Below are 12,945 nucleotides of genomic sequence, written 5' to 3' on the forward strand. Positions count from 1 at the left end.
CGACCCATTCATGTTCTTGTCAGGATCGCCGGGCTGCGCCCCATCGCGACGCCAAGGTTGTATACCCGCGCCTGGCAAACGTTACGAAAAAGCCGCGCCATTCGGTCAATGATGCAATCACGCCGCGGGCCGCCATGACAATTGTTCGAGTGGTCCGGCCTTGAGCGGCCTGGGGCAGGCCCGTCAGCGCAACGGCCAATGCCTCGACACCGGACGCGGCCCAGTGCGTCCACACCTGATTGAACATTCTGCTCAGCCCACCGTGCGCCGTCGCGACAGGATCCGGCAGCTGTACGGTTTGGCCATGGGGATCGTGGACGGCGGTCCGGTGACCGCCACGCATCATCGTTCCCATCGCCCCATCGTAGGCTTCTATTGCAGGTGAGACATTGGGTTGCATCAGCGCAGGCACTTCCCCGCCATAAACAGCGTTGGCCACGGTAGCAAGGGCATAGGCGGCCGTCGCTCCGGCGGTGCGCGTGACCCTGCCGCGCAGGGGCGTGCTGCCCCAGGAGATGCCGGTACCGTGCCCACGAAGGACCTGCTGCACCAGTTCTCTGGAGAGCGCGCGCACATGTCCGCCCAACCGCTGGACCGCCACCGGGTCCCAGCTGTGCTCGGCTTGATCACCTATCGAGTCGCCATGCATGGCATACCCCATACCCGCGGCACCTGCAAAAATAGCACCGATCTGTGGCGCATATCGCGTCCAGTTACCGGCAATACCGGTGCTCATATGTGCCGTGGACACTGCATCCAGCACCGCAACGGTAAGGCGCAAGATTTGGTTGCGTTGTGCCGTGGGCTGGACGGTACTGAAGACCGCCAGATCGACGCCCGTCGCGATTGCATTGGCGATATAGGTGGATAAACCATCGCGAATCGCTGCCGACGAGGCCGGTTGTATCCTCGGGCGCATAACCCTGCCTATATTCGCGAGCCTGCGGCTGATGGAAAGCCTGCGTATTTGTTTATCCTGCGACTCCTCCAAAGCCGATGTGGCAGCCAGCCCTTGCGCATCGACCTTGCTAACCGGATTACCGCCAACCATGGCGTACAGATTCAAGCCATCGGCATCGCCGATCGGGTCCGGGCTGATCCATCGGCATAACCACGGCGCGTAATACCTGAAGCCGTAGTAAGACAACCCGCTGGCATCGCGCTCCTTGCCCGAGTAACGGATGAACCTGTAACTCGCCTCGCTGGCATTCTTGGCCGCCCACCACGCAGTCCCGCCGTAGGGATAATAACTTTCCTGGCTGAGCAGTTGCGCCTGCTCGCCCAGTTCCAGGCTGCTGCTACCCAAGTGGTCCGACAAGCCGTAACGGATCTGCGCCTGCTGGCGCCCTCCCGAAGGGTGGCGATCCCACAGCAGGACGCGCACCGTGGTCGTACCGGCATCAAGGTTGAGTACATTCAGTTGCTCACCCGTTGCGCTGTCATGGCGAATTTCCAGTCCCGGCAAGTAGCGTACCTCGGCCGTATGCACCACGCTCCTGGCCTGGTAGACCCTGCGTTTGAAGATGCGCTGGCCCGTGGCATCGTAGGCGTAGCGCTCTTCATCGTCGTTGCCGCCCTCGCGCCGCACCTGCGTGAGGCGCACCAGTTGGTTGCGCACATCCCAGTCCATCTTGTGATCGCCTGCCAATGCTTGCAGATTGCCGTTGCGGTCAAAGCCCTGGCCCAACCCCGGCGCGCTCTTGCCCTCGGCCTGCGGCAGAAAATGATTGCTGCCCGCGGCCACGCTCATCTGCCGCGTGAAGCCCGTGCCGCTGCTGGGCACATGTTGCAACTCAAGCATATTTCCGGCGGCGTCATAGCTGAACTGCTGGGTGTAGCGACGCCATACGCTGTCGTCAGCCGAGCCAAACGCCACCCTCGCTGGTAACGCCGAGCCTCCAGGGTTGCCGGCGGTTTCGCGGCCGCAAGCCTTGGTCAGTTGCGATAACGTGTCGTACTCATAAAGACTGGCCGAACTGATTCGGGTGTTGCTGGACCATTGCGTCGGCTGGGCAAGGTCATCGATCCGCACGACGTTGCCAACGCCGTCATACTCGTAGCGCAGGTCTTGCAGCGCTGCGCCCGGTTGCGCGGGCAGATGGGCAGTCATTTGCCGCAAGCGACCATCGAATTCACGGTAGTGCATGGCACGCACAACGCCATTGCCGGCGCGTTCGCTGAGCACTTGACCCGCTGCGCTGTAGTGCCGCTGGCCCAACACCTGCGTACGCACGCCGCCCTTGGGCGTCACAAAGATACTCGCCGGTTGGCCGTCAATGCCGTAGGCGTAGTCGAAGCGATTGCCCTTGGCGTCCGTGTGATGCATGCGCTCACCCAGCGCGTTGAACCCAATGGAAGTCTGGAACCTCTCGGGCTCCAGGCGCAGCTCGCGTTGTGCATCGGGCTGCGGCCAATCCAGCGCGGCATCCGCCTTCCGGAAGCGTCGGGTCTGCTGAGCAACTTCTGCGTGCACCCCATACCGCTCGTGGAACAACGAGCCGCCGCCGTCATCGTGGCGAACCACACGGCCACAGCGGTTGCGCGCAGCCTCTTCATTCGAAGATGCAGCATAGGCAAGACGCTCGACGCACAGCGCCTGCCCGTCACTGGCCGCCTGTTCGAAGACTGCGACCGGCCGCAGATATTGATCGTAGTGATGAGCCTGGTGAGCGCCCCGTCCATCCCACTCTTCCAGTAACTGCCCGGCTTGCCCCATCAGTGTCAGTCGCCAGCCGGCATCCACGCTGTCGGTGCGCAACGCCTGTCCGCCAAGGCTATAGACCGTACGTTGATTGGGCGCGGTGTCAGGCTGTGAGCGTGACAACTGCAACAAACGTGGGTCCCACTGTTCAATCATCAAGCCCGTACTGCCAAATACCTGACGATGAATGCGCACTTGCGGTTCAACTTCCGCTCTTGAGCGGAAGTAATCAATGTTACGAACAATTAACCCACGCGGGTCGACTGCGGCCAGGGACGGCGTATTTCGATGGATGGAATCAGACATGACCTCAGGACCTTATTGCTGAACAAGTAGTCCTGAGAGCCTAGGGATGAGGGGATCAGAAAGGTGGTGCTGGAGGATGCTTTTGTGTATCCAGTTACTGGCATCGCCCCGACCCGCTCACGTGTCAGCGTGCCGCCCGCCCTGACACCCTCGGACGGCTGGGTTTGTAGCGACGCCAAGCGGACGCGTTTGACTCCCAAGGCGCGTCGACCCGCTGTTGGTTTTGATAGAACGTCACGCGACCTGCCAGTTGCAGACGATGCCGATAAAGCCAGCGCAGCTCGGAGGCCGTGGCAGATACCCGCTGCTTGCTGACGACGGCTTCTATATCCAAATTGTCGAGAGCGAAATGGACCATCGCCGCACTTTGCGGGCTAGTCAAGGTTTCCAAAGCCGATTTGCTGCTTCGCGTGACGATTTTTTGCTGGATGGCCAATAGGTCTGTGCCAATGTGTTGGCGAGCCGTGGCCTCGAGTGAATACCTGCCTGCGGCAAGATCACTGACAAACCTCCTCGCGAATTGCTGGTTGCAGGAAGTTGACGTACAACCTGAATACTTCGAAACAATGCCCTCGTAAAACGGCCGGACGCCGACCGAAAGCTGCTCAATGAGCTCGGCCTTGAGTTCGTTAGCTTTCGCTGGATCATGTGGATCTTGCGTCAAGTCGCTGAATAGCTCCGCATTCGTGTTACGAAATGCAGAGAAGGCGCGAACGGGAGGCGCCAGCCCGGCAGTCCAGCGCTGCAGTTCCGCGCCTGAGAAATAGGCCACCATCGCATCCCCGCGTGCACTCAGCTTCGACCAGAAACTCCTGTAGGCAGCAACCGTCGCGGCCAAGCCAAAGAGAATATCGCCTCGACCGGGTTGGAATTGCTCGCCAAACGTCGTTTGCGTGCCATCGGCATCCCTGAACCCTACGGGATTGCCCCGGGCCATCGCATACAGGTTCAAGCCGTCCACATCGCCCATCGGGTCCGGGCTTATCCAGCGCTGCAACCACGGTGCGTAATAACGCGCACCGTAGTAGTACAGGCCCGTGGCGTCGCGCTCCTTGTCGGAGTAACGGCGAATCTTAGGGTGCCCCCGAACGATATTGCTGGTTGCCCACCACGCCGTTGCGCCATAAGGAAAGTAATGCTCCTGGCTCAACAAGCGAGCCTGCTCGTCCAGTTCCAGCGCACAGCTCTTGAGGTGATCCAAAATGCTGAATCGCAGTGAGTGGGTACTCATCTCGCTGGGCTTGCCCGACTCCCATTGCACCACGCTGACTCGCCCACCGCCCGTATCGATGTCCAGCACATTGAAGCGCTGCGCTGTTTGCTTGTGTACTTGCAGGCCTGGCAGGTAATAGGTTTCCTGGGTGTAAGGTTTTGCACTGGCTTCACGGCTGCGAACCTTGAGTGCGCGCAGACCCTGGCTGTCATACAGGTAACTTTCCACATCAGGGTCACCGCTCTCACGCTGTACCTGGGTGGCATAGGTCAATTGGTTGCGCACATTCCAGGCCGCCTGCTGCGTGCCGTCGAGCGACAGCTGATTGCCATTGGCATCGAACGCCCCATTCCATTGCACCTGCCGCCCTTGCACTACGGGCACAGCGCGGTTCGTGAGCGCCGCCACTTGCATTTCGCGGGTATAGCCTGTGCCGCTGGAGGGCACGTGTCGAAGGCGCGTCAGATTGCCCGCCTCATCATAGACATAATGCTGGGTGTAATTGCGCCAGAGCCCCTGATCCGTCGCCCCGAACTGCACCTGCGTCGGCAAAGCCCGGCCCCCGGCATTGGCGCTGTTTTCCCGACCGCTGGCCTGGATCAACTGATAAAGCGTGTCGTACTGGTATCGATTAACCGCATCAATCCGGGTGTTGCTGTGCCATTGAGTCGGTTGCGCCTGGTCGCTGAGGCTGAGGATGTTGCCGGCCGGGTCGTACTCATATACCAGTTGCTGCAGCGGCGTGCCGGCCTGCCCTTGGCGGTACACCTCAAGTTGCTGCAAACGACCGTCGTGCTCGGCGTAACGGGCGACTTTGGTAACGTTATTGCCCGCCCGCTCGGACACGGCTTGGCCACTGGAGTTGTACACCCGCTGATTCATCAACACTTGGCGCTCGCCGGTCTTGAAGATCAGCAGCATTTCCAGCAGCCAGCCCTGTTGCCCATAGCGCCACTGTAGGCGGTTGTCCTTGGCATCGGTCTGCTCCAGCATTGCACCCAGCGCATCGTATCGCCAGGTGGTGGTATAGGCCTGGCGTTCCGTTAGCAGATCCTGTGCCTCATCGCTGTGTGGCCAGTCGACCAGAGCGATATCGGTGCGAAACCGTCTGGTTTGCTTGATGAGGCGCTGATCGATCGCGTACGCCTCCGCCAGCAGCACACCCGCCGGGTCCGCATGGCGAATCAGCCGTCCACAGCGATTGCCGACGACCTCGGCCGGGATGGCGGGCGCGTACGTCATACGCTCGACACAACGGGGTGTCGGGTCCTCTGCAGATTGTTCGAACACCGTCACAGGGCGCAGCAAACGGTCATAGTGAAACGCCTGGAGGGCGCCGCGCGAGTCCCAGCTGTGCAACCGCTGCCGAGCTGTACCGTACAAGACCAAGCGCCAGCCGGCATCCATACTCTGGGTTCGCACGGTTTCACCGGACAGGCTGTAAAGGTTCGATTGCGCCGCCACCCCGGTCGAGCCAAGAGCGAACTGACGTGGGTCCCACTGTTCAAGTAAAAAACCACTGGCACTCAACACCTGGCGATTGACCCGCGGCTGAGGGGAGTCCGCGAGCGTTGCACGATGATACTGCACAGTGCGCACGGCTAACCCGCGAGGGTCAATGGCCGTCAAGGTAGGCGTATTTCGATGAAGGGCGTTAGACATGAATTCATGACCTGTTTTGCACTAAGGTCAACAAATCCTAGAGGTACCGGCCTCGATAAAGGGGTATAAAAAGAAGCCGTGTGTAACCAGATCCTGACACCACCTATCGAGGCCAGCAGGCTTGGCACCTGCTGGCCTCAAAGGTTTTCAGTGCCCGCCGGCGCAGGTCGGCGAGGCCGGGGCTGCGTCGATTTTCGCCCATTCCTCAGGCGTGTAGGTATGCAGCGCCAACGCATGAAATTCGCTCATCAGGTCACCCAGGGTGGCGTAGACCTTCTGGTGGCGCTTGACGCGGTTGAGCCCTTCGAACTGCGGGCTGACCAGCACGGCCTTGAAGTGGGTCTGCAACCCACGGCTGTGCATGTGGCTTTCATCCAGCACACTCAAGTGTTGCGGGCCCAGGGCGGCGAGCGCCGTTTCGATACGCTGTTGCATGGTCATTGCTGCTTACTTCTTCTTGGCCGGTGCGGCGGCTTTTGGCGCCAGCTCATTGGTCATGTCTTCCAACAGCTTGTTCACCACCGGTACGGCGCTTTCCAGTTTGGCCTGGGTCATCTGGGCCGATTGCTGGGTCAGCTGCGGCATTTTTTCCAGGACCTTCTTGCCAAGTGGCGACTGGTAGAACGCTACCAGGTCCTTGAGCTCGGATTCGCTGAAGTTGGTGGTGTAGAGCTTGACCATATCAGGCTTGAGCTTCGGCCAGCCGATGGCCTGGTCCAGGGCGGCGTTGGCCTTGGCCTGGTAGCTGTCCAGTACGGACTGCTTGGCGGCAGGCGCCTTGGTCTGTTCGAAACGCTGGGCGAACATTTGCTGCACTTGCATGTACACCGGGGTCCCCAGCTTGTCAGCGTGGGCCAGGGTAAGGAAGGCTTCGGCACTGGCGTTGTGGCTGGCGGTATCGGCAAAAACCTGGCCGCTGGCGCAAACCAGAGCAACCGCGGTACAGATGGCACGAAGACGAGTCATCGAGTTTCCTTTTCTAGCAGGCGAGGTAAGACCCCAAGGGCGCCCATTCTGCGCCTAAAAAACCTCGCGGCTCAACCCCACCCCACGCAGGCCCTGGTTTTGCGGGGCGCAATGGCACAAATGCGGATTTAGGGAACCCACGGCAGCCGCCAGGGCCTAAACTGACCAATCACGACTGGATAAGGAGGGTGCCCGATGAGCCGTATCGAAACCGACAGCCTGGGAGAAGTACAGGTCCCTGATGATGCCTATTGGGGCGCGCAAACCCAGCGCTCGCTGGTCAATTTTGCGATTGGCGAGCAGCGTATGCCGCTGGCGGTATTGCATGCCCTGGCCCTGATCAAGAAGGCCGCCGCCCGGGTCAATGACCGCAACGGCGACCTGCCCGCCGATATCGCCCGGCTGATCGAACAGGCTGCCGACGAAATCCTCGACGGCCAGCATGACGACCAGTTCCCGCTGGTGGTCTGGCAGACCGGCAGTGGCACCCAGAGCAACATGAACGCCAACGAAGTGATCGCCGGCCGCGCCAACGAACTGGCCGGCAACAACCGGGGCGGCAAAAGCCCGGTACACCCCAACGACCATGTGAACCGCTCCCAAAGCTCCAACGACTGCTTCCCAACCGCCATGAGCATTGCTGCGGTGCAAGCAGTGCACCAGCAACTGCTGCCTGCTATCGCGACGCTGTCCGGTGGCCTGGCGGAATTGGCCGCGCGGCATATGAAGCTGGTCAAGACCGGGCGCACCCACATGATGGACGCCACGCCGATCACCTTCGGCCAGGAGCTGTCGGCGTTTATCGCCCAGCTCGATTACGCCGAGCGCGCGATCCGCAGCGCCCTGCCCGCCGTGTGCGAGCTGGCACAGGGCGGCACTGCCGTCGGCACCGGGCTCAACGCACCCCATGGCTTCGGCGAGGCGATTGCCTCGGAACTGGCGGCGCTGTCGGGCTTGCCCTTCGTGACCGCACCGAACAAATTCGCCGCCCTCTCCGGCCATGAGCCGCTGGTCACCTTGCACGGCGCGCTGAAAACCCTGGCCGTGGCCCTCATGAAAATCGCCAACGACCTGCGCCTGCTGGGTTCCGGCCCACGCACAGGGCTGGCCGAAGTGAAGTTGCCGGCCAACGAACCGGGCAGTTCGATCATGCCCGGCAAGGTCAACCCCACCCAGTGCGAAGCGCTGTCGATGCTGGCCTGCCAGGTACTGGGCAACGACGTGACCATCGGCATGGCCGCCAGCCAAGGGCACTTGCAGTTGAACGTGTACAAACCGGTGATTATTCACAACCTGCTGGAGTCGATCCGCCTGCTGGCCGATGGCTGCAACAACTTCCAGGAGCATTGCATCGCGGGTCTTGAGCCCGACGCCGCGCAAATGGCCGAACACCTGGAACGCGGGCTGATGCTGGTCACCGCGCTCAACCCGCATATCGGCTACGACAAGTCGGCAGAGATCGCCAAGAAGGCTTACGCCGAAGGGCTGACACTGCGCGAAGCCGCGCTGGAGCTCGGCTACCTCACCGACGCCGAGTTTGACCAGTGGGTCCGCCCGGAAAACATGCTCGGCGCTTAAACCGACATCCGCAGCCGCCGGGCCCTGAGCCCGGCGAGCAGCGAAGGCGCCAACGCAACCATCGCCGACCCCGTCACCACCACCAGCGCCCCCACATACCCCAGGGCATTGATCTCCTCAGCCTGCACATAGTCAGGCCACAGCCAGGCCGCCAAGGCCACCGCCACAAAGGTCACCAACGGCGTCAACGCCAGGGTCGCACTGACCCGCGAGGCTTCCCAATGCGCCAGGGCTTCGGCAAATGCGCCGTAGGCCACCAGCGTATTCATGCAGCACGCCAGCAGCAGCCACCCTTGCAGCGGGCTCAACTGCAACGCCTCCAGCGGATGCGCCCACGGCGTGAGCAACACTGCGCACGACAGGTAGATCACCATCATCACCTGCAACGAATTCCACACTGTCAGCAACTGCTTCTGCCCCAATGCATAGAACACCCAGATGGTGGTGGCGAGCAGGATCGTCAGCACACCGGCGGTGTAGGTGCCCATGGACGTCAGCAACTCCACCAGGCGTTGGTTGAAGAACAAACCAAAGCCGATAATCAGCACCACCAGCCCCACACCCTGCCCCAGGCTGAAGCGCTCCTTGAACACAAACACACTGGCTACCATCAGAAAGATCGGGCCCATCTGCACCACCAACTGCGCGGTGCCCGGGCTGAGCATTCTCAGCCCAACCAGATACAGCACGTAGTTGCCGACCAGCCCGCACACCGCCATGCCCACCAGCCAGCCGCCCCTGGGGCCGAGCACTTTACGGCTGGGCAAGCGCTTGGTGGCAGCCAGATAGACAAACAGGCAAGTGCCGGCCACCGTGAGGCGAAACCAGGTGACGGTGATCGGGTCCATCACTTGCAGCACTTGCTTGAGCTTGACCGGAAGGATGCCCCACAGAAACGCGGTCAGCAGGGTCAGGAAAAAGCCGTAGACCCAGCGGCCGGAGGAGATGTGCATGAGTGCCCCAGATGCCAGAGGAAGTGGAGCAGGCATTCTAGGGGCAAGTCACTGAGTTCGGATACGTCACAGTCTTGAATGTGGGAGCTGGCTTGCCTGCGATGGCGGTTTATCTGTACCCAATCTGTCGCTGACCCACCGCTATCGCAGCATGGGTATCTACACAACTCTGACGTAGCAACCATCAGTAACCACGATGCGAAGCAAGCCGCTCTTGATCTTGCTCTTGATCTGCTTTTGATCTTAAGCGCCCCGTTAAACCACGCTGGCCGGAATTCGACAGGGATTTGGGGGGTAAACCGGCAGGGATGCCGGTTTAGCCGCCCCGCGCCATGGATGGCGCGTGGCGGCGGCCCCCCAAATCACTGGCGGATTACGGGCACACCGAGCCTGAGCGAGGTGCCGAGTGGTGGGGCAAGAGCCCTTTTGGTTACTTTTGGGGCTCTTTTCCAAAAGTGACCCGCTGTAAAAGCGGAACCAATAGCAGCCGCTACCGCAGCAATGGATATGTACTCGGTCTAATCCAACATCCTGGTCGGCCCTGAGGCCGCCATCGGGAGCAAGCCCCCTCCCACATTTGGATCGCGGTGCATCAGCTAGATAGCTATAAGCTGACAGGCAGCAAGCTCCCTTGCAAAGGAGCAGCAGCGTACCAAAGTTGTGTAGATACCCATGGCTATCGCAGGCAAGCCAGCTCCCACATTGGCCGTATTCCAACCTGACTCAGCGTACGGCTTCGAAAAGTCCGGTAGCGCCCATCCCGCCGCCCACGCACATGGTGACAATCCCATAACGCAGATTGCGCCGTTGCAGTTCGCGCACCAGGTGCCCCACCTGTCGCGAGCCCGTCATGCCGAACGGGTGACCGATGGAGATCGAGCCGCCGTTGACGTTGTACCTGGCGTTATCAATCTCCAGTCGATTGCGCGCGTAAAGACACTGGGAAGCAAAGGCCTCATTGAGTTCCCACAGGTCGATATCCGCCACCTGCAAGCCTTTGGCCTTGAGCAACTTGGGCACCGAAAACACCGGGCCGATGCCCATCTCGTCCGGCTCACAACCGGCCACGGTAAAACCACGGAAAAACGCCTTGGGCTTGAGCCCCAACGCGAGGGCTTTTGCCAGGCTCATCACCAGCGTCATCGAAGCACCATCGGAGAGCTGCGAGGAATTACCCGCAGTCACCGAGCCGTCCTCGGCAAACACGGGCTTGAGCCCGGCAAGACTGTCCAGGCTGGTGTCCGCACGATTGCAGTCATCCCGATCTACCACGCCATCGAGGATCTGCACCTCGCCGGTATGCTTGTCCTCGACCTTGTACTGGACCGCCATCGGCACAATTTCGTCATTGAACAAGCCATCGGCCTGGGCCTGGGCCGTGCGCTGCTGGCTTTGCAGGGCGTAAAGATCCTGCTCCTGGCGGCTGACGTGATAGCGACGGGCAACGATTTCGGCGGTCTGGCCCATGGGAAAGTAAATGCCTGGCACCTGCTCTTTAAGCAGCGGGTTGATCAGGTTATCGGTGTTGACGCTTTTCAGGGTCAGGCTGATGGACTCGACACCGCCGGCGACAATGATGTCGCTGCAGCCCGAAGCGATCTGGTTGGCGGCGATGGCAATGGCCTGCAAGCCTGACGAACAGAAACGGTTGAGGGTCATGCCTGCCGTACCGGTGCCAAGTTGCGACAGCACCGCCACATTGCGCCCGATGTTGTAGCCCTGGGCACCCTCGTTGGACCCGGCACCGACGATGCAATCTTCCACTGTGGCCGGGTCAATGCCGTTACGGGCCAACAGTGCATTGACGCAATGAGCCGCCATGTCATCGGGCCGGGTCTGGTTGAATTTGCCACGAAAGGACTTGGCCAGGCCGGTTCGCACGCTGTCGACGATCACTACTTCACGCATGGGGCACCTCGATCTTGTGGTTGTAGATCGAGGATAGATCCAGGCCTGGCCGACCGCGATGATCATTCACTGCATGGATGCAAAAGCATGGAGGTCGGGAAGACCGGGCTATTTCTTTTTCTTCTTGTCGTGCTTGTCGGTTTTAGCGAACGCATCCTCCAGCGCCCGGTTGATGGTGCGCAACACCTTGACCCGCGCCCAGCGCTTGTCGTTGGCTTCTACCAGGGTCCAGGGCGCCACCTCGGTGCTGGTGCGATCAACCATGTCGCCCACTGCCGCGCGGTAGTCGTCCCACTTGTCGCGATTGCGCCAGTCGTCTTCGGTGATCTTGAAGCGTTTGAAAGGGATTTCTTCACGGGCCTGGAAGCGCTCCAGCTGAGTGTCCTTGTCGATGGCCAGCCAGAACTTGACCACGATCACCCCCGCATCGCGCAGTTGCTCTTCAAAGTCATTGATCTCGCCATAGGCGCGCATCCAGTCCGCCGGGGTGCAAAAGCCTTCGATGCGTTCCACCAGCACGCGGCCGTACCAGGAGCGGTCGAACACGGTGAACATGCCACGCGCAGGGATCTTCTGCCAGAACCGCCATAGATAAGGCTGGGCGCGCTCGTCTTCACTGGGCGCGGCAATCGGCACGATGTGGTACTGGCGCGGGTCCAGTGCTGCCGCCACACGACGGATCGCCCCGCCCTTGCCGGCTGCGTCGTTGCCTTCGAATACGCTCACCAGCGCGTGCTTGCGCATGCGTTTGTCGCGCATCAGGCCAGAGAAGCGCGCCTGCTCGGTGATCAGCTGTTCTTCGTAATCGTCCTTGTCCAGGCGCAGGGTCATGTCGAGGCTGTCGAGCAGGCTCTTGCGGTCAACCGAGGCAAGCAACGGCGCCGGGTTCATGCCGCTGGCCTTGACCTTGGCCTGCTTCAAGGCACTTTGCAGCCCATCCAGCAGGATCTTGCCCACGGTCAGCCCACGGTAATGCGGGTCGACACCCTCGATTACATGCCAGGGCGCATAGTCGCGGCTGGTGCGACGCAGCACGCGCTCACCGAAATGCACGAACTTGTCGTAGGTCTTGGACTGCTGCCAATCCAGCGGGCTGATGCGCCAGCTGTGCAACGGGTCATCGGCCAAGGCCTTGAGACGCGCCTTCATCTGTTTTTTGGACAGGTGGAACCAGAACTTGAAAATCAGTGCGCCTTCATCGCAGAGCATCTTTTCCAGGCGCTCGGCACCGGCGATAGCCTGGTCCAGGCGCGCGTCCTTGATCTGCCCATGCACCCGGCCTTGCAGCATCTGGCTGTACCAATTGCCGAAAAAGATCCCCATGCGGCCCTTGGCCGGCAATTGCCGCCAGTAGCGCCAGGCCGGCGGGCGCGCCAGTTCTTCGTCGGTCTGCTGGTCGAAGGTGCGCACTTCGATCAGGCGCGGGTCCATCCATTCATTGAGCAGCTTGACGGTTTCGCCCTTGCCCGCGCCTTCGATGCCGTTGATCAGGATGATCACCGGGAAGCGCTTCTGCTGCTGCAGCTCGTACTGCACCTCCAGCAAGGCTTCACGCAGGGCCGGCACTTCGGCGTCATAGGTGTCTTTGTCGATGGCGTGACCGATTTCGGCGGATTCGAACATGGGCAGCTCCGTTTCAAGATGGCTCAAGACTAGCG

General features: G+C 61.0%; 8 protein-coding genes. 1 reads left to right on the forward strand and 7 read right to left on the reverse strand.

What is annotated here, in order from left to right:
• Positions 1-19 precede the first annotated feature (19 nt).
• The 4 genes from IH404_RS19505 to IH404_RS19520 form a co-directional block, all read right to left on the reverse strand.
• Complete coding sequence (locus IH404_RS19505) at positions 20-3,007, reverse strand: RHS repeat-associated core domain-containing protein (protein WP_194438825.1); 2,988 nt, start codon at positions 3,005-3,007, stop codon at positions 20-22.
• A gap of 124 nt (positions 3,008-3,131) precedes the next feature.
• The gene (locus IH404_RS19510) at positions 3,132-5,819 is read right to left on the reverse strand and encodes an RHS repeat-associated core domain-containing protein (protein WP_242462621.1); all 2,688 of its coding nucleotides are present in this window, start codon (positions 5,817-5,819) and stop codon (positions 3,132-3,134) included.
• A 210-nt stretch (positions 5,820-6,029) separates the two neighbouring features.
• Positions 6,030-6,323: a BolA family protein gene (locus IH404_RS19515; RefSeq protein ID WP_005789892.1), complete on the reverse strand. Its 294-nt coding sequence runs from the start codon at positions 6,321-6,323 to the stop codon at positions 6,030-6,032.
• 6 nt (positions 6,324-6,329) lie between these two features.
• Positions 6,330-6,848, reverse strand: coding sequence for a DUF2059 domain-containing protein (locus tag IH404_RS19520; protein WP_003175221.1), 519 nt, complete (start codon positions 6,846-6,848; stop codon positions 6,330-6,332).
• Between the two features lie 195 nt (positions 6,849-7,043).
• On the opposite strand from IH404_RS19520, the gene IH404_RS19525 reads away from it, so the two are divergent.
• On the forward strand, positions 7,044-8,426 hold the full coding sequence (locus IH404_RS19525) for a class II fumarate hydratase (RefSeq protein ID WP_032880155.1): 1,383 nt from the start codon (positions 7,044-7,046) through the stop codon (positions 8,424-8,426).
• Here the strand turns inward: IH404_RS19525 and IH404_RS19530 are convergent.
• From IH404_RS19530 to pap, 3 genes are all read right to left on the reverse strand, one after another.
• Complete coding sequence (locus tag IH404_RS19530; RefSeq protein WP_005789894.1) at positions 8,423-9,379, reverse strand: DMT family transporter; 957 nt, start codon at positions 9,377-9,379, stop codon at positions 8,423-8,425. The genes IH404_RS19525 and IH404_RS19530 overlap by 4 nt on opposite strands.
• Positions 9,380-10,102: 723 nt before the next feature.
• Positions 10,103-11,287, reverse strand: coding sequence for a thiolase family protein (locus IH404_RS19535; protein WP_194438828.1), 1,185 nt, complete (start codon positions 11,285-11,287; stop codon positions 10,103-10,105).
• A gap of 108 nt (positions 11,288-11,395) precedes the next feature.
• Positions 11,396-12,910 carry a polyphosphate:AMP phosphotransferase gene (pap, locus tag IH404_RS19540; protein ID WP_005789896.1) on the reverse strand — a complete coding sequence of 505 codons (1,515 nt, stop codon included), beginning with the start codon at positions 12,908-12,910 and terminating at the stop codon, positions 11,396-11,398.
• Positions 12,911-12,945 lie beyond the last annotated feature (35 nt).

Origin of the sequence: Pseudomonas sp. OST1909 (genome assembly GCF_015277575.1) — a bacterium.
GTDB lineage: Bacteria > Pseudomonadota > Gammaproteobacteria > Pseudomonadales > Pseudomonadaceae > Aquipseudomonas > Aquipseudomonas synxantha_A.

What these genes read in the sequence shown, in the direction of transcription:
- IH404_RS19505 (WP_194438825.1), bottom strand. Translation starts at nt 3,007, where the DNA reads ATGTCTGATTCCATCCATCGAAATACGCCGTCCCTGGCCGCAGTCGAC.
- IH404_RS19515 (WP_005789892.1), bottom strand. Translation starts at nt 6,323, where the DNA reads ATGACCATGCAACAGCGTATCGAAACGGCGCTCGCCGCCCTGGGCCCG.
- IH404_RS19520 (WP_003175221.1), bottom strand. Translation starts at nt 6,848, where the DNA reads ATGACTCGTCTTCGTGCCATCTGTACCGCGGTTGCTCTGGTTTGCGCC.
- IH404_RS19525 (WP_032880155.1), top strand. Translation starts at nt 7,044, where the DNA reads ATGAGCCGTATCGAAACCGACAGCCTGGGAGAAGTACAGGTCCCTGAT.
- IH404_RS19530 (WP_005789894.1), bottom strand. Translation starts at nt 9,379, where the DNA reads ATGCACATCTCCTCCGGCCGCTGGGTCTACGGCTTTTTCCTGACCCTG.
- IH404_RS19535 (WP_194438828.1), bottom strand. Translation starts at nt 11,287, where the DNA reads ATGCGTGAAGTAGTGATCGTCGACAGCGTGCGAACCGGCCTGGCCAAG.
- pap (WP_005789896.1), bottom strand. Translation starts at nt 12,910, where the DNA reads ATGTTCGAATCCGCCGAAATCGGTCACGCCATCGACAAAGACACCTAT.